The sequence below is a fragment of the Psychrobacter sp. Marseille-P5312 genome (assembly GCF_900291405.1).
GTDB classification, from domain to species: domain Bacteria; phylum Pseudomonadota; class Gammaproteobacteria; order Pseudomonadales; family Moraxellaceae; genus Psychrobacter; species Psychrobacter celer.
Window position 1 is genome coordinate 1,457,266 of sequence record NZ_OLML01000001.1, and the last position, 16,909, is coordinate 1,474,174.

At 48.6% G+C, this 16,909-nt stretch carries 17 protein-coding genes; 9 read left to right on the plus strand and 8 right to left on the minus strand.

The genetic code is table 11. The features are described 5' to 3' along the window. Nucleotides 1–142: 142 nt before the first annotated feature. The 4 genes from C6W44_RS06350 to C6W44_RS06365 all read left to right on the plus strand — a co-directional run bounded on the left by C6W44_RS06350 (nucleotide 143) and on the right by C6W44_RS06365 (nucleotide 2,720). Nucleotides 143–508, plus strand: a complete 366-nt coding sequence (locus C6W44_RS06350) for a hypothetical protein (RefSeq protein ID WP_105244693.1) — start codon at nucleotides 143–145, stop codon at nucleotides 506–508. A 77-nt stretch (nucleotides 509–585) separates the two neighbouring features. Next, on the plus strand, nucleotides 586–1,110 hold the full coding sequence (locus C6W44_RS06355) for a c-type cytochrome (RefSeq protein WP_105244694.1): 525 nt from the start codon (nucleotides 586–588) through the stop codon (nucleotides 1,108–1,110). A gap of 152 nt (nucleotides 1,111–1,262) precedes the next feature. Beyond that, complete coding sequence (gene tsaD / locus C6W44_RS06360) at nucleotides 1,263–2,300, plus strand: tRNA (adenosine(37)-N6)-threonylcarbamoyltransferase complex transferase subunit TsaD (RefSeq protein ID WP_105244695.1); 1,038 nt, start codon at nucleotides 1,263–1,265, stop codon at nucleotides 2,298–2,300. Nucleotides 2,301–2,378: 78 nt separating this feature from the next. Next, nucleotides 2,379–2,720, plus strand: a complete 342-nt coding sequence (locus C6W44_RS06365) for a CrcB family protein (RefSeq protein ID WP_264755611.1) — start codon at nucleotides 2,379–2,381, stop codon at nucleotides 2,718–2,720. A 119-nt stretch (nucleotides 2,721–2,839) separates the two neighbouring features. On the opposite strand, the gene C6W44_RS06370 is transcribed toward C6W44_RS06365, so the two are convergent. The 5 genes from C6W44_RS06370 to potA all read right to left on the minus strand — a co-directional run bounded on the left by C6W44_RS06370 (nucleotide 2,840) and on the right by potA (nucleotide 7,520). Beyond that, on the minus strand, nucleotides 2,840–3,310 hold the full coding sequence (locus tag C6W44_RS06370) for a hypothetical protein (protein ID WP_058025636.1): 471 nt from the start codon (nucleotides 3,308–3,310) through the stop codon (nucleotides 2,840–2,842). Nucleotides 3,311–3,569: 259 nt separating this feature from the next. Then, complete coding sequence (locus C6W44_RS06375) at nucleotides 3,570–4,460, minus strand: LysR family transcriptional regulator (RefSeq protein ID WP_105244696.1); 891 nt, start codon at nucleotides 4,458–4,460, stop codon at nucleotides 3,570–3,572. Nucleotides 4,461–4,567: 107 nt separating this feature from the next. Next, nucleotides 4,568–5,368: a spermidine/putrescine ABC transporter permease PotC gene (gene potC / locus C6W44_RS06380; RefSeq protein WP_105244697.1), complete on the minus strand. Its 801-nt coding sequence runs from the start codon at nucleotides 5,366–5,368 to the stop codon at nucleotides 4,568–4,570. Further along, nucleotides 5,368–6,255: a spermidine/putrescine ABC transporter permease PotB gene (gene potB / locus C6W44_RS06385; RefSeq protein ID WP_058367985.1), complete on the minus strand. Its 888-nt coding sequence runs from the start codon at nucleotides 6,253–6,255 to the stop codon at nucleotides 5,368–5,370. Before potB ends, potC begins: the two co-directional genes overlap by 1 nt. Then, on the minus strand, nucleotides 6,255–7,520 hold the full coding sequence (gene potA / locus C6W44_RS06390; RefSeq protein WP_227526372.1) for a spermidine/putrescine ABC transporter ATP-binding protein PotA: 1,266 nt from the start codon (nucleotides 7,518–7,520) through the stop codon (nucleotides 6,255–6,257). Before potA ends, potB begins: the two co-directional genes overlap by 1 nt. Before the next feature lie 650 nt (nucleotides 7,521–8,170). On the opposite strand from potA, the gene C6W44_RS06395 reads away from it, so the two are divergent. The 3 genes from C6W44_RS06395 to C6W44_RS06405 all read left to right on the plus strand — a co-directional run bounded on the left by C6W44_RS06395 (nucleotide 8,171) and on the right by C6W44_RS06405 (nucleotide 10,621). Further along, complete coding sequence (locus C6W44_RS06395) at nucleotides 8,171–8,809, plus strand: carbonic anhydrase (protein ID WP_105244698.1); 639 nt, start codon at nucleotides 8,171–8,173, stop codon at nucleotides 8,807–8,809. Nucleotides 8,810–9,008: 199 nt separating this feature from the next. Then, the gene (gene gloA / locus C6W44_RS06400) at nucleotides 9,009–9,587 is read left to right on the plus strand and encodes a lactoylglutathione lyase (protein WP_105244699.1); all 579 of its coding nucleotides are present in this window, start codon (nucleotides 9,009–9,011) and stop codon (nucleotides 9,585–9,587) included. A gap of 77 nt (nucleotides 9,588–9,664) precedes the next feature. Further along, a complete protein-coding gene (locus C6W44_RS06405; protein WP_105244700.1) occupies nucleotides 9,665–10,621 on the plus strand; it encodes a mechanosensitive ion channel family protein in 957 nt (318 codons plus the stop codon). 99 nt (nucleotides 10,622–10,720) lie between these two features. Here C6W44_RS06405 and C6W44_RS06410 read toward each other — a convergent pair whose 3' ends face one another. The 3 genes from C6W44_RS06410 to ribA form a co-directional block, all read right to left on the minus strand. Beyond that, on the minus strand, nucleotides 10,721–11,191 hold the full coding sequence (locus C6W44_RS06410; RefSeq protein ID WP_105244701.1) for a c-type cytochrome: 471 nt from the start codon (nucleotides 11,189–11,191) through the stop codon (nucleotides 10,721–10,723). 392 nt (nucleotides 11,192–11,583) lie between these two features. After that, on the minus strand, nucleotides 11,584–12,618 hold the full coding sequence (hemF, locus tag C6W44_RS06415; protein WP_227526373.1) for an oxygen-dependent coproporphyrinogen oxidase: 1,035 nt from the start codon (nucleotides 12,616–12,618) through the stop codon (nucleotides 11,584–11,586). Between the two features lie 7 nt (nucleotides 12,619–12,625). Beyond that, entirely contained in the window at nucleotides 12,626–13,312 is a 687-nt protein-coding gene (ribA, locus tag C6W44_RS06420; RefSeq protein WP_105244702.1) for a GTP cyclohydrolase II, read from the minus strand. A gap of 464 nt (nucleotides 13,313–13,776) precedes the next feature. Between ribA and dxs the strand changes: the two genes are divergently transcribed. Both dxs and C6W44_RS06430 read left to right on the plus strand, forming a co-directional pair. Next, nucleotides 13,777–15,810 (plus strand): 1-deoxy-D-xylulose-5-phosphate synthase, encoded by a 2,034-nt coding sequence (gene dxs / locus C6W44_RS06425; RefSeq protein WP_105246501.1) that lies wholly within the window; start codon nucleotides 13,777–13,779, stop codon nucleotides 15,808–15,810. Nucleotides 15,811–16,079: 269 nt separating this feature from the next. Further along, on the plus strand, nucleotides 16,080–16,907 hold the full coding sequence (locus tag C6W44_RS06430; RefSeq protein ID WP_105244703.1) for an inositol monophosphatase family protein: 828 nt from the start codon (nucleotides 16,080–16,082) through the stop codon (nucleotides 16,905–16,907). The last annotated feature ends 2 nt before the right edge of the window (nucleotides 16,908–16,909 follow it).

The following is a 16,909-nucleotide window of genomic DNA, read 5'->3' on the forward strand; positions in this document are numbered from 1 at the left end:
TATATGCATCAGTAGAGCTGCTTTTGGCAAGTGTGGCCATCAAGAAAAAACCCTACTGTCTATAACGGTTTGGGTAGAGTTTATGCTATGATTATTTGCATCATATCAATCGTTTTATGTGCACTTTATTGAGGATGTTGCAATGAAAAAATCAGTACTAAGTACGGCGCTAAGCACTGCATTTGTCGTCGCTTTAGGCTTTGGTATCAGCGCGTGTAGTGGCGACAAAGAAGGCGAGTCGCATCAAGTGTTGGCCAAAGACCGTGTCGATGAGGCCTCTGAGCTTGCACGTAGCAACGCTCCTGCCGCTGAACAGATGGATTTCCCAGAGACAGCGCCGATGGCGACAGAAAGCACTGATGCCGAAAGTACCGAGGCTGAAAGCACAGACACCCAAGAGACGACAGATGCTGGCACCACTGAGGCCGCTGCTACCGATAGCGCAGCTGACATGCCAGCTAGTGATGCGGAAGCAGACGCCGATGCTGAGCCTGCGACCAACGAATAACGCTCTCTTGATGGTCTATCAGTGTATGCGCTGTCGTCGGCAGCCATCGACATACAATAGCAAATAGAGGTGTGATCATGATGAACAAACCACAGCGTATAAATACATTGACCGTATCGGCCATCAGCATCAGTGCATTGTTAATGCTAAGCGCTTGTAGTGATAATAATACTGCCGAGCCGCCCGCTGACGCGTCTGCCGAAACGAGCACGGTAGTAGAGGAGGCACCTGCCGCCGCGCCTGAAGCGTCTGAACCGCAGACGTCTGAGCCAGCCGTGCCGGCAGAAGCGCCAGCAACGACGACAGCTGAACCGGCCGAAGCAGTCGAGCCACCAACCCCAGATGAGCCTGAAGTGTTGGCAGCTGATGCAGGGGCGAAGCTATACGAGTCCAACTGTAAAGTCTGCCATGAAGCAGGTCTGCTCGATGCACCAAAATACGGTGATAAAGCAGCGTGGGCGCCGCGTCTTGCTAAGGGTATAGAGACGCTACATATGCACTCAGCGCAGGGCTTTAACAAGATGCCCGCGCAGGCGACTGACAAAGTAAGCGAAGCGGAGGTCTATGCAGCGGTCGATTATATGGTAGCTGCCGTGAGCTGATTTAGGCGATATGAGCCATTGAAATTTGCTAAACTGACCGTCATTGTGACAGACAATGGCGGTTTTTTTTGTGCAAGTGCTTAGATAGAGAGTCGCAGATAAAAGCGTGGTCAAAACCAACACGCAGACCAAGGTATGATAAAGGCAAAAATATGAAGGTATTGGGTTTAGAGACGTCTTGTGATGAGACGGGGCTGGCGATCTTTGACAGTGAGCAGAGGGATGGTGACAATCAAGGTCTGGTCGGGCAAGTACTGTATTCACAGATAGAGTTGCACGCCCTTTATGGCGGCGTGGTGCCCGAGCTGGCGAGCCGCGATCATATTCGTAAGCTCGTACCGCTACTCGATGAGCTGCTAGCGCAGTGTGATATGAGTAAAAACGACATTGATGCCGTCGCTTATACCAAAGGCCCAGGCCTTATCGGTGCGCTGATGACGGGCGCGCTGTTTGGTCGTAGCTTGGCATACGGCTTGGATATCCCTGCGATTGGGGTTCATCATATGGAAGGTCACTTACTTGCACCGTTAATGGGTGCCAATCCGCCAGCGTTTCCATTTGTCTCGCTACTGGTATCTGGCGGGCACACGCAGCTGATCGCCGCACAGGGTATCGGACAATATGAAATCCTAGGTGAGTCGATCGACGATGCCGCGGGTGAGTGCTTTGATAAAGCGGCCAAAATGCTCGGCCTGCCGTATCCTGGTGGCCCTAATATCGCTCAATTAGCCGAAAATGGCGATCCCAGTGCTTATGATTTGCCGCGTCCGATGCTGCATCGTGGACTGGATTTTTCTTTTAGCGGTATGAAAACGGCAGTGCATAATCTTATCAAAGACACTGCTGGCTCTGACAGTGACCCACAAGTACGCGCCGATATTGCCGCAAGCTTCCAACACGCGATGGTCGATACGCTAGTAAAAAAATGCGTCAAAGCGCTTAAACAAGCAGGCATGAGTCGCTTAGTAATCGCGGGCGGTGTTAGCGCCAATACGCACCTGCGCGAGATGCTAGAGGCAGAGCTGGCTAAGATCAATGCGACGGTCCACTATGCACCGCCCGCGCTGTGTACGGATAATGGCGCGATGATTGCTTATGCAGGGTTTGAGCGCTTGCAAGCTGGGCAGTCAGATGATTTGGCTGTTAGCTGTATTCCACGTTGGCCGATGACAGAATTGCCAGCCGTATAAATGAGCATTTGGTCCACCAAACCTATTTGAATTAAGGACAGTCTATGCAGTGGCTTGCTATTGGTCTGGGAGCAGCACTTGGCGCGTGTTTGCGTGCGTGCGTGGTTGTCGCGCTTTAATGCGTTACACAACTGGATACCACTTGGCACGCTCGGCGCTAATATCTTGGGTGGACTGCTGATAGGACTGGCACTGGTGTGGTTTGAGCGCATGGGAAGTGGTCTATCTGATAACGTTCGTGTGTTTGTGATTACTGGGTTTTTGGGTGGGTTGACTACCTTTAGTACTTTCAGTGCAGAGGTATTTGGCTTTATCCATGACGGGCGACTGCTGGCAGGCTTAGCGCTCATCGGCTTGCACGTTGGACTAACATTATTAGCAACCGCGTTTGGCTTTTATTTCTTTAAGCTAGTTTTATAGGCGTTGATAGATATTAATCGTTTAAGAGTCTGTTATCAGTGGTTCCATATTAACAGTCTGTTTTAAATGGTCTATTAATGAGTTTAAAGGGTGAAATAACTGGTTTCGTTGGGAATATACTATGGTATTAACCATCGTTTCTTCAGCTCTGGAGTATCTTCAACTACAGAATACAAGATAGCGACCCTATCAGTTAAGCAACTATCACTAGCTCTTGAATCTAGCTTTGGAAGGTATTTACTATCTATAAACCCTCCTCCCAACATTAAATCTTTATCTAAAGATATTACCTCTCCGTTCAAGTAAATTTCTCTTTTTTCAGCGTTAAATTTCACATCGTCTGTATTAAATACAGGCGTAGTAATGCTCTCACCGTCCGCCAAAAATAAACAGTTGTCTTTGAAGATAAATTTTCCCGATATCAAAGCAGCAAACTGAACATTGTTACTTTCATCGTAGTAAGAGAAAAAGTTACTTAATTTCGGCCTGTCATTTGCATTAACGACACTATTATTCATTGGCATACTAGAAGCACAAGCTGATAGAAAGGAACTTAATAAAACAAAAGTAAATAATTTTTTGATATTCATATTGACTCGCCCTAAAAATAAGATTGCATTGATTTTAAACTCTACGACTGAATACAGAAAGCTCTTAGTTAATATTTATCCTCGGAAAGCTTATTGTATGTACACTCTGACTATTTTAGCGAGTTAAACCCCTGATTTCATTAACCTAAAGCTAGATATTCAAGTCCTCACTAGGGAACCATCATTCCTCCAGCACCTATCTTAATGTAAGAAAGGGAACGATATTTTATAACCAAAAAATGTAATAAGCAGTGAAGTATTAAATGGGCTTTACAAGCCCTTCTAACAAACTTGCAAACCCTTGCATATAAGCCATATCTTGGCTCGCCGTGCGCGTTGCTGCATAAAGCTGACAATACACGCCATTGCCTAACGGACGGGAGACCACCCAGCCTTTTTTCTCGTATTCTGCCACCACCCAATCGGGGAGAGCCGCAACGCCGCGCTCACTGGCGACTAGCTGTATCAGCATTGCTGTCAGCTCTGTGGTACGAACATGTTTGAAGCTCACATCGCTTGGCGTCATAAAATTAGCAATAATATCGAGGCGTTTGGCTTCCACCGGATAAGCGATCAAGGTTTCATCGATTAAGTCATGAGGCGCGATAAAGTCTTGCGCCGCCAAGTCATGCGTGGGCGATAGTACCAAACGGCTCTCATACTCAAATAACGGCTGATAGCTGATACCCTCTATCGGCAAATCACTGGTGGTAATAAGCAGATCAATATCACTTTCCATTAGTAAATGATGTGGCTCCGGCTCAAACCCAGTGGCAAAGTCCAGCTCCACATCCGACCACTCGCGGCGATACTGGTTGAGTATTGGCATCAGCCAATCAAAGCAGCTATGGCACTCAGAGGCCAGGCGCAGGCGACCAGCCTGCCCATGGGCAAGGCGCTTTAGGTTGGATTTGGTGCGGGCGACTTGCGGTAGGATGCTGTCGGCCAGTGCCAGCACTATCTTACCTGCTGGGGTAAAGCTCAGCGGGCGCGTGCGGCGATTGACGAGGCTGACATCATAATAGTTTTCCAGCTCTTTTAACTGATGCGAGACGGCAGAGGCGGTGACATGCAACTCATCGGCAGCCGCAGCCAGCGAGCCATGCGCGCGCAGTGCTGTCAATGTATTGAGATGACGAAGCTCTAACATAAGATAACCTAAGCACTTGGGTGAGAAAAATTCATTATAAATAATCTATCGGTGAATTCCACTCAAATATTTTTATCAAGTGCCTGTCATTAGCCAGCCTTCCACGTCTAGCGTCGCCGTAATAATAGCTGTGAGATGACGACCAGTACCAAAGAGGCTGCCAGTAGCAACGTGCCGATGGCGTTGACCTCAGGTTTGAGGCCGACGCGTACCATCGAATAAATCCGCAGCGGCAAAATCTCATAGCTAGGCCCTGTGACAAAGGTCGATACCACCACATCATCGAGTGATAAGGTAAAAGCCAATAACCAACCGGCCATTACCGCTGGCATAATCACCGGAATCAGTACCGTGCGGATCATCGTCGACTCAGATGCGCCCAAATCGCGCGCTGCTTCCATCAAGCGCTCATCCAAGCTGCTTAGGCGTGCAAACACAGTAATGACCACAAAGGGCAAGCAAAAGGTAATATGCGCTATCAGTAAAGAGACAAAACCTAGCTGTAAGCCTATCAATAAAAACAGTGCCAGTAGTGAGATAGCCAAGACAATCTCAGGCGACATCATTAGTACAAACAATAGGCCATTTAATAGCCCTTTACCGCGAAAGTCGTAACGATGTAGGGCAAGGGCGGTGAGCGTACCGATTAGGGTTGAGACGGTGGCAGCGACCAAACCCAAGACGATAGAATGCCAAAATGCATCGAGCATCGCTTGGTTGTTGAATAGCGACTCGTACCATTTGAGGCTAAAGCCGCCCCAGTTGTAGCCGATTTTTGATTTATTAAATGACATCACCACCAAGACGATGATGGGCAGATATAGCAAAGCATAAATCAGGCCAAGATAGCCTTTGGCCGCGATACTGCCGAGGCTTGGCGGTTTGATGTGGCGTTGGTTATCAGGCATTAGGCCACCTCATTAAAATCAGTCTTACCAATGCGGCGGCTACTGGCACGATAAGCCAGCAATAGCACGGCCATTGCCAGTGTCAATAGCACGCTTGCTGCCGCCCCAAAGGGCCAATCACGCGCGTCCAAAAACTGGTTTTTGATGATATTGCCAACGAGCAGGTTACGCGAGCCGCCCAGCACGTCCGCCACATAAAACATCCCCATCGCAGGCAGCAGCACCAAGAGCACGCCTGAGATAATCCCAGGCGTGGTCAGTGGCAGCACCACGTGCCAAAAAGTCTGGGTTTTCGACGCACCCAAATCTTGCGAGGCCAGCAGCATATCATGACGCAAATCGGTAAAGACCGCATATAGCGGCAGCACCATAAACGGGAACAGTAAATACGTCAGGCCTGCTATCACCGCGCCTTGCGTGTACAAAATATCGATAGGCGCGTCGATGATACCCAGTGTCAGTAGGGATTTATTGATCAAACCATTATTGGCAAACAATAATTTGAGCGCGTAAGTCCGCACCAAAGAGTTGGTCCAAAACGGCAAAATCAAAAGCATCATCAGCAGCGGCTGCCAGCGCGTCTGGGCTTTGGAGACCAGCCAAGCAAACGGATAGCCGAGTAATAAACAAATCACCGTGGTGATACCAGCCATCCAGAGGGAGTGGACAAACACCTCAAAATACAGCGGATCCACCATACGTATATAGCTGTCGATATTGACAGGCAAACTGATAAAGGCGCTGCTATCACGGGTCAAAAAACTGACCGCGATGACCAAGATATTTGGCAACAAAGCAAATATCAGCAGCCAACCCCAGATGAGCCATAGCGTTGCAGTACGAAACGGGCTTTTATTACCCAAGTTAAAACGGCTAGTACGCGCCATTAGCTGACATCCTTTTGTGTGGCTGTTTTTTGTATAGCCGCGCTTTGCTCAGGCGCTTGTGGTTCTGTTAAATGGTCTTCGGGCAATACCCACTCCCAGCCATCGACCCACGCCACCTTGACCGCTTCATTGAGCTTATAATCAAAGCTAGGATCGTCTTCATCAAAAAACTCAGAGGCTTTGATGATATGACCATTGGCCAGCTCGATAATCGAGTCTAAGGTACTGCCTTTATAGTTACTCTCGATGACACGGCCCAGCAAGCCTGCATGACTGTCGTCTTTGGGATCATAAATGCGTAAGTCTTCAGGACGCAGCAGTAGGTTGACGATGTCGCCTACTTGTACATCGTTGGCAAAATCAGGACGGCGTAGATTACGCAATGTGGCTTTACCTTCTTGCACCTGCGCTTCACAAACTTCCACCTCGATGCGGCCATTGGTCACGCGGCCATCACGATCTGGCTGATCGGGGTACACGCCTTTGACCTCTGCCTTAAACAGATTGGTCTCACCGATAAATTTGGCCGTAAATAGATTGGCAGGGGTTTCATAAATCTCGATCGGTGTACCAATTTGCTGAAACCTACCGTCCTTCATTACCGCAATACGGTCTGACATCGACAGTGCTTCTTCTTGATCATGCGTGACAAAGACAAAGGTAATGCCAAGCTCGCGCTGCAAGCGCTTGAGCTCTGACTGCATCTGCAGACGCAGTTTGTGATCGAGTGCTGATAATGGCTCATCGAGTAGCAGTAGTTTGGGGCGATTAATCACCGCGCGCGCAATGGCCACGCGCTGCTGCTGACCGCCGGATAAATCTTGTGGTTTGCGATTGGCTAAATGCTCTAGCTGCACCATTGCCAGCATCTCACGCACGCGGGTTTGTATCTCCGCCTTAGGTACTTTTTTAATCTTTAGGCCATAAGCGACGTTTTGCGCAACTGTCATATGCGGAAACAATGCATACTGCTGAAACACGGTGTTGACCGGACGCTTATCCGCGGACAGCCCTGCCATCTGCACGCCGTCTAGATAAATCGCCCCTGCCGTCGGCTGCTCAAACCCCGCGATTAAGCGTAGCAGCGTGGTCTTGCCGCAGCCTGATGGGCCAAGCAGGGTCAAAAACTCACCATGCTGGATATCAAGATTGATGTCTTTTAAGACCTCAGTTTGATCATAGGTTTTTTGTAGGCCAGTCAGTTGTAGCAGTACAGTGTCTGGTGACGTAGGGTTGGTATGCGTATTTGCTAAAGATTGGGTCATAAATCTGTTTCCTAAGCCTCTTACCTGTCCGTACCTTTTTTAATATCAGTACTTTTTTAGTATAAGACACGACAAGGGCTGGCATGAGCATGGTCTGGTTGCTGCGTATTATAACAAACCCTTACTATAAATCAGTGCAACTTCGTTATCAGTTACGCGAGTCATACCCGCAAGCCAAATCGGATGGCGCGAATGGCGCAGGTGGCTATAGCGCTCGGTATATGGTTTTTGCGGTAGTATAATAGTAAGGCGTTTATGTGCTTGGGCATTTTTTTTGAGCAGATTGTATTACCCTAAGCGCGGCTTTTGTGTGGTTAATCTACTGAAACTAGGTGCCGTCCTGTTGGCATAAAGCGTGTTGATATACAACGTGCCAGTTTTATGTCGAATGGGTTGTATTTCACCATGAGCATAAGGGCCTTTGGGATAATGGTCGTGGCGTTTTTAGCGATATTAACGACATTAAAACAAAAGTTTTTAGCATTTTTTTGTCGGTGTTCCTATACAATCATGTCATGGCTGACACCGAAGTGCGCGGCATGACCTCGTTGCCATTGGCCGTCTTTTGGTCTATATATCCAGCATCTTCTTTATCCGCGATATATGAGCAGCCATCTATCATTTAACATTCGGAAAAAAAAGGATTTCTCATGCCTAACGACATACGCCCCAAAACCGGTCAAGAAGCGCTTGAGCTTTTAAAAGAAGGTAACGCCCGTTACGTCGACAGCCTCACCAACCCAGATCCTGCGATGCAGAGGCGCCCAGAGCTTATCAGTGATCAAGACCCGTTGGCGATTATCTTGGGCTGCTCAGATGCACGCGTACCGGTTGAGATTGTCTTTGACCAAGGGTTAGGGGATTTGTTTGTGATTCGGGTGGCAGGAAATGTTGTCGCACCGTCACAGATTGGCTCGGTTGAGTTTGCTGCCGAAAAATTTGGTACCAAGCTGGTGGTGGTGCTCGGCCACTCACACTGCGGCGCGGTGACCGCTTGCGTAGAAGCGCTCATCAACCCTGAGCAAAACTACACGCCAAACCTACAGTCTATCGTCGATCGTATTCGTCCAAGTGTTTACAATTTGCACGAGCTGGCGACTGCCAATGGTCAAGACGTCGATGCCGATGAGCTGCTAGATCGCTCTATCAGTGCCAACGTGCGTATGTCTGTCAGCCAGCTCAAACATGGCTCCCGAGCCCTAGAGGACTTGACGACGAGTGGTAAGCTGCTCATCGTTGGGGCAGAGTACGACTTAGAAACCGGTAAGGTACGGTTTTTAGAAGACTGATCTGTTTTTGGGGTTTTGTACTCACTTGACGAAAGCGGCCCTCACACCAGAGCGGTGCGCTTTTTGTTTACAAAACCCTATCATAGATTGGTGCATTTTTGATTATCATAAAAGTAGCAAGCGCATCGCCATGCTGTGATTCGCTTGCTGATTCATTTGTTTTTTATATTAATTTTATATTAGGTATATTAGGATTGTTATGTCTCATTCAGCGTCTAGCTCAACCTCTCTTGATGATGCAGCGACTATCGCGCAGCCTGCCAGCAGCGTCGCGCATGCAGGTATTCAGCCGATCTCAGCGCAAACCTCAGGCTTTACCTTTAACCACACCATGCTACGCGTAAAAGACCCTGCCAAGTCGCTTGAGTTTTATACTAGGGTGCTGGGCATGACCCTATTGGCGGTCAAAAAATTCCCTGAGATGGAGTTTGATTTGTACTTTTTGGCCAAACTGACCGATAGTGAGCGTGAGAACCTGCCGTCAGGTGCCGATCTAGAGATCTTTGCCTTTCGTCAGCGCGGTATCTTGGAGCTAACCCACAACTATGGCACAGAGAGTCAGGCCGACTTTAGCTATCATGATGGCAACCAAGATCCTCAAGGCTTTGGTCATATTTGTTTTAGTGTGCCAAATTTGGCAGACGCGGTGGCTTGGTTTGACAAAAACAATGTCGAATTTAAAAAACGTCCAGAAGATGGCAGTATGAAAAATATCGCCTTTATTAAAGACGTCGATGGCTATTGGATCGAAATCGTACAAGCTGATTTGATGTCATAACTGGCAAAACAGTAGTGAGATGTTCATTTATTTATTCATTTAAACACGCGCTAAGACAGCAATAGGAGCAACCCTTTATGCCCACCCCTGACGTGAGCCGCCTATCGAACACGCTAACCGATGGTGTGACCGTCTATCAACAAGTGGTCTATACCACGCAAGACTTGGCAAGTGGCTTTATTGAGCGCATTCCATATTTTGTAGCGGCGCTCATTGTGTTGGGGATTTTTTGGCTATTGTCGATTATTTTCAAAAAAGTCGTGCATAAAACCTTAGGTGCGCGCGTCCGTCATCAAAACTTGGTGAAGGTGTTTCAGCGGATAGGTGGGGCGCTTATTCTGTTTATTGGCTTTATGATCGCCATGGTTGTTGCTATTCCAGGATTTACACCAGCCAAATTAATCGGCGCGCTGGGTATTGGTTCGGTTGCGATTGGTTTTGCCTTCAAAGACATCTTCCAAAACTTATTATCTGGTATTTTGTTACTTATCTCAGAGCCGTTTCGTATTGGTGATCAGATTGTCTCAGGTGACTACGAAGGTACCGTTGAAGACATTAAGATTCGTGCAACGACGATTAGAACCTATGATGGCCGGCAAGTAGTGATTCCAAACTCAGATTTGTATACCTCAGCCTTGACAGTCAATACCGCTTATAAGCAGCGCCGCTTGCAGATAGAGGTCGGTATCGGCTATGAGGATGATATTGAAGCGGCAAAAGCGGAGATCTTACGTGCGCTAGATAAGGCCGATAGCGTCTCGACGAAAGCTCAGCCTAGCGTGATTGCGACTGGATTTGGCGGCTCGTCTATCGATCTGACGGTACGCTGGTTTATCGAAGATGGCACGCAGGCCAATAAAGTCGCTTCTATTCATCAAGTCATCGTAGAAGTCAAAAAAGCGCTGGATGCAGCCGGTATCAATATTCCTTTCCCTATACGTACCATAGATTTAAGCGATCCGTCTGTCAGTGCTATTGTGGATAAAATGCAGGCGCAGCAAGCCCCCGCTACCGATCAGCAAGCGGCAAAGTAAGCCGATTGATACTTTTATATATAGCAAACAAAAAACCGCCATATTATTCAATATGGCGGTTTTTTTTGTCAGGGGGGTTTGACGGATGTTGCTCTGGACTTAGTCGTTTTTGACTCTAAAGTCAGTGTGGCAAGATTTGCAGCTTTGGCCCACTTGACCAAACGCTGGCATGACATCATCTATGCTAGTAGCGGTTTGGGCGGCAGCATTTAGCTCAGATGTTGCTTGTTGGAAGTTTTCTGCTTCTGCGCGAAAGCCGTCGGCATTTGACCATACCGCTTCAGTTGCGTTACCTGCGGCTTCTTGGTTTTCAAAATGGCTCCAAGGCGTGGCGGCATCTTCTGCCAAAAACGCAGCCTGCTCTTTAAAGATCTCTGCATCAAAGGTGTCAGGGGCTTCGGCCATATCGCCCATGATGCCCATCGCATCGCCCCAGCTTTTCATGCTGTCTTGACGTGCTTTGACATCTGGGTCCACAGAGGTGCTACAAGCAGTTAGGCCTAGAGCAGTAGACATCAAAGCGATGCCAAAAATAGATTTTATTGGGGTTTTGCGGTGAAGGGATAGCATATGCAAACTTCCTTATTTAATGGCTATTAAGTTAGGCGCATTATCTCATGCTTTGCCTAAATAGTGGCTGTTGTTAAAGGGTGATTCTCAACTAAAAAGTAGTACAAATTAAAAGTATGATAAAAGCACCTTTATTTTTTTATACTTATTGCCCTAAATATATAGGGTGCAGCGATGAGTTGTGTAGAGTATTTGTGTAATTGATCCGTTATAAAGGGTCTGTAACGATAAAGGTCAGCTATAAAAGCTGACCTAAAATTGAGTCTTCACGTATAGCGGACTATATTGCTTATTACCATATCCACTGTCAATAGCATCGTGCTATAAACTCTACCATAAGTAGTGTATAAAACACTTGTCGGTAAAAGTAGCGTTCATTGTACCGTCAAAAGCTATAAAGTCAACCAATCACGCGGCTTGAGATAATAATCAGTCAACTCAAACTCAGGTGTGCCCTCAGCCGGCTCAAACCGATAATGCCAGCTGGCAAGAGGTGGCATACTGACTAGGATAGACTCGATACGGCCGTTACTTTGTAAGCCAAATAAAGTCCCACGATCGTAGACCAGATTGTACTCTACATAACGGCCACGGCGATAGAGCTGAAACTCGCGCTGTGCTTCAGTATAAGGCAGATCTTTACGCTGCTCAAAAATCGGCATGATACCGTCAAGGTAGCCATTGCCTACTGCTTTCATAAAGTCAAAACACGTCTCAAAGTCCCAGCCGCGGCTCTCGGTATTGACATCGTCATAAAACAACCCACCAATGCCGCGCTGCTCATTGCGATGACGCAGATGAAAATACTCATCGCACCACTGTTTGAAGTCAGGATAAACGCTGTCGCCAAACGGCGCGCACAAATCATGGCAGACCTGATGCCAGTGGACGCAGTCCGCTAGCACAGGATAAAACGGTGTCAAATCAAATCCGCCACCAAACCACCAAATCGGCGCTTCGCCTTCTGCTTCGGCGACGAATAAGCGCACGTTGGCATGGCTGGTCGGGACGTTTGGGTTTTTGGGATGGACGACGAGGGACACGCCCATGGCTTGTGCTTTGCGCCCTGCGATATTGGGGTGGCGCGCGGTCGCCGACGCGGGCAGGTTGTGCACGTGAATGTGGCTAAACATCACGCCGGCTTTTTCGATCACCTCACCGTCCGCTAAGACACAAGAGCGGCCGCCGCCGCCTTCTGGGCGCTGCCAATCATCAGGGACAAAGATGGCATTACCGCCGCCGTCACGCTCTTGTGCTTCGAGCGCTTGGCAAATACGTGCTTGCAAATCGACCAAAAACGCGCGGACGCGAGCGATGTCGTTATCGTTTGGTATGGCAGGGTTTGCCGCATCTGCTTGTGCCTGAGCGACGTTTTTGTCTATGACGTTTTTGTCTATATTGGTATTAGCTGTATCTGGAATACTCATAACATATCTATTTATTTAGGTGTATGGCAGTATTAAAGTCTTTGTCGAGCAAATGGCCCATGCGGTCGCGTTTGGTGGCGAGGTAATCCGCATTCATATCGTTGACACCCACCAGCAAAGGCACGCGCTCCACCACATTGACACCGTGTTCGGTCAAATAGGCGACTTTATCTGGGTTGTTGGTGATGAGCCGTACCGCATCGACGCCGACATGGGCGAGCATGGGGCCACACATATCATAAATGCGCGCATCAGCAGGTAAGCCTAACATTAAATTGGCATCTAGCGTATCATGGCCCTGGTCTTGTAGTGCATAGGCGCGGATTTTGTTGGTCAGGCCAATACCGCGGCCCTCTTGGCGCAAATACAAAATAGCGCCGCAGCCTGCCTCTTGGATGGCTTGCATGGCGGTATTGAGCTGCGGGCCACAGTCACATTTTAGTGAGCTAAAGGCATCGCCAGTAAGGCATTCAGAATGGATACGTACCAAGGGCACCGGCGGCTCTGAGGCTGCATGCGCTGTGCTCGGCACGCGGGTGTTGTCTGCCGTCTCATCAGCCGCTACTTGCTCACACGCAGCCAGACCAACGGTCAGCATCACATGCTCTTGGCCGTCGTCGTTTTCAAAAACATGAATATCAAACTCGCCATGACGAGTCGGTAGTTTGGCACTGGTAATAAATTGATATGACATTACTGTCCTGCATAAGCCGGTGGTGGTGGCAGTAGAGTCTGTAAAAACGCGATCACCTGCTCATGACAATAGCATGGTTTTGCGCTTTATGGTAAAAACACACAAAGTTCACAGACGACGCACGATGATTAAAGCGACAATTAAAAAAAAATGCTATTATGCCATACTATTTTGACGGATACAGTGACAAGTCTTTACCCTTACATTACTATGTCGTCACGAACATTCGGTATTGATGTCTGATAATAAGGCATAATACTCATCCCAAGCCGCGCCGCGCTATATATTATGCTCGCGTGCTTGCTGTGAGACGCCGCATGATAGGTTTTATGCCGGCGTTACATAAATAACTATATGGCTTGTTACATCAATAATGATGTAGATATTATTGACGTCGCTTGGCTATCTTTTTTTTATACCCTAAAGCACGTTTTGTCAGCAGATTGGTAGGTATCGTACGGTTTATGCAGCAGTCACCTTATTCCCCACAGTCTCAGTCCGTATCTGCGTCAGCCACTACGTCTGCGGTCCAGCTGCCCAGTCTGCAGCAGACTTATACGGCGATCCCACGTGTGCGCCCGCAGACGCCGCTGCTCGATAGTATCGATACGCCTGCTGATTTAAATGCCTTTAGTAGCGCTCAGCTGATTGCGTTAGCCGATGAGCTGCGCCTTTTTTTGTTGTATTCGGCCGGTCAAAGTGGCGGACACTTTGGTGCCAACCTAGGCGTGGTCGAGCTGACCATTGTCCTGCATTACTTGCTAGATGCGCCGCACGATCAAATCGTTTGGGATGTGGGGCACCAAGCCTACGCTCATAAAGTGCTGACGGGTCGCCGCGATCAGCTGGGCAGTATCCGTGCAAAAGATGGGTTGACGGCGTTCCCTGAGCGCGCCGAGTCTGTGTACGATACCTTTGGTGTTGGTCATTCATCGACCTCCATCTCAGCGGGTCTCGGCATGAGTCTGGCGCTGCGGTATCAGGGGCTGCCGCAGACGGTCGCTTGTATCATCGGCGATGGGGCGATGACAGGCGGCATGGCGTTTGAAGCCATGAACGATGCGGTACAGCAAGATGCCGATTTGTTGGTGATTTTAAATGACAATGATATGTCGATATCTTGCTCGATTGGCGGGTTTTCGCGGCATTTGGCCATGCTATGGGAGTCGGGGTATCAAGTAGATATCTCTGATACCGGCCAGCCTATTGTCTGCCAGCGCCCTGACATGCAGGGGTTTGATCGGCGCAAACGCCACAAAGAGATGCGCGATGTGCCGCAGCTCGAGGACAATTTATTCAAAGCCATTGGCTTTACCTACTTTGGCCCCTTTGATGGCCACAATATACCTGAGCTACTGCGCGTCTTGTCATTAGCAAAACAAGTCAAAGGCCCCGTGCTGGTACATGTCTATACCACGAAAGGCAAAGGCTTTGCGCCTGCAGAGCTAGACCCAGTTGGCTACCATGCCATTAGTAAGCTATCAGATGAGCAGCCGCATGATACGCCGCCTGCTGCTAAAAAATCGCAGCCTGCGCTAAAGTACTCGCAAGTATTTGGCCAGTTTTTGTGTGACAAAGCGCATGAAGATGACAAATTGCTCGCCATTACGCCAGCGATGGAAGAAGGCTCAGGCATGACCGACTTTGCCCGTCAGTTCCCAGAGCGGTTTTTTGATGTGGCGATTGCTGAGCAGCATGCCGTCACACTGGCTGCTGGTATGGCAACGCAAGGCGTCAAACCCATTGTGGCGATATACTCGACGTTTTTGCAGCGCGGCTACGATCAGCTGATTCATGATGTGGCTTTGCAAGATCTTGATGTCACGTTTGCCATCGATCGCGCAGGATTGGTGGGCGAGGACGGCGCGACCCATGCGGGGGTGTTTGATTTTGCTTTTTTACGCTGCGTACCCAACATGCTAATCGCTGCGCCAAAAGATGAAAACGAGTGCTACCATTTATTAAATACTTGCTATGAGTATCAAGGCTGTACGGCTGTTCGTTATCCGCGCGGCGTCGGTACAGGTGCTGCCATCGAGCGCCCCGCGCAGACCTATGACATCGGCAAGGCGATGATTGAGTCGGTAGTAGGACAAGATGACGCCCCCCTCAAGCTGGCGCTACTGGCATTTGGCAGTATGGTTGCCGCCGCTGATTCGGCCGCCCAAGATATCGCTCAGCAGTTGCACTGTCAGGTACATGTGGTCAATATGCGCTGGGTGAAGCCACTAGATACCGTATTGTTAGAAGAGATACTGGCAAACGGCATCACCCATATCGCCACCCTAGAGGAGCACATGCTGATGGGCGGCGCGGGCAGTGCAGTCAATGAATACTTGCTCAATGAGTCGGCGGCCTTTAAGCATCATCGCCCAGCCATTTGCAATATCGGTATTCCGGATCGTTTTATCGCGCATGGCGCACCCGCAGAGCAAATGGCCGACTGTGGTCTGGATGTTGCAGGTGTGGTCAGTCAGCTCAAGCAACTGCTAAAATAAAACCCTATCATTCATAAAAAATTGCTAAAATAGCAGAGTAAAAAATAAAGCTTATAGGTTTTTTGCTTAAACCTCGCCTACTTGCCGTAGGTGTGAATTATTTGACAACTTGGGCGGTGCAACGACTAGCAATCATCTATTTGGTTTGCTTGGCGGCTAGGGTTTTTGTTAGGTTGATAGGACTTAGTTTTAAGTCGGCTTTATTTTTTGTACATTTTATCAGTGTTATCTCTTAAGTAGTATTCATTCATCAAGCAAATAGGTTATCTATGGAACCCATGGTCGTCATCGCAGCACGTGCTGCTGAAAAAGTCGGTAAAGAGATTTTATACGCGCATCAAAACCGTCACAAAATCGAGCTAGATATCGAGTCAAAAGGGCTTGATGGACTGGTCACCCGTATTGATCGTTTTAGTGAAGAGCTGACGATTGAGACACTAAAAGCCAGCTACCCAAACCATTCGTTTTTGGGTGAAGAGTTTGGTATGCAAGAAGGCCGCGGCGAAGATGCCGACTGGTGCTGGATTATCGATCCACTAGACGGCACCAAAAACTTCGTCCATGGTGTGCCGCAGTTTTGTGTTTCTATTGCCGTACAGTATAAAGGTGTGACCGAGCACGGCGTGATTTATGATCCTGTGCGTGACGAGATGTTTTCTGCCAGCCGCGGCAAAGGCGCGCGTCTCAACCAACGCCGTATCAATGTCAGTGAGCGTAAAGTCATCGACGGTGGGCTATTTACCACCGGTCATCCGCTTGAGCGCACTCGCAATGGCGAAGTCATCTCTTATGCCAAGCAGCACTTTGAAAGCCTACAAAAAATCTCTGAAGCGGGCGGACAAGTTCGCCGTTTAGGCTCAGCTGCGCTGGATCTGTGCTATGTGGCGGCAGGTCGTTTTGATGGTTATTTCGAGATGTCTATCAAGCCGTGGGATATTGCTGCCGGTGAGCTGATTGTCACCGAAGCACGCGGCGTGGTCGTCGATCATACTGGCGCGCACAACTCGATGACATCAGGCTCTATCTTTGCTTGTAACGTCAAGCTGCTCAAGCCATTGATGCAAGTGGTGGTACCGACTTGGGGCGATGTGTTTTAAGC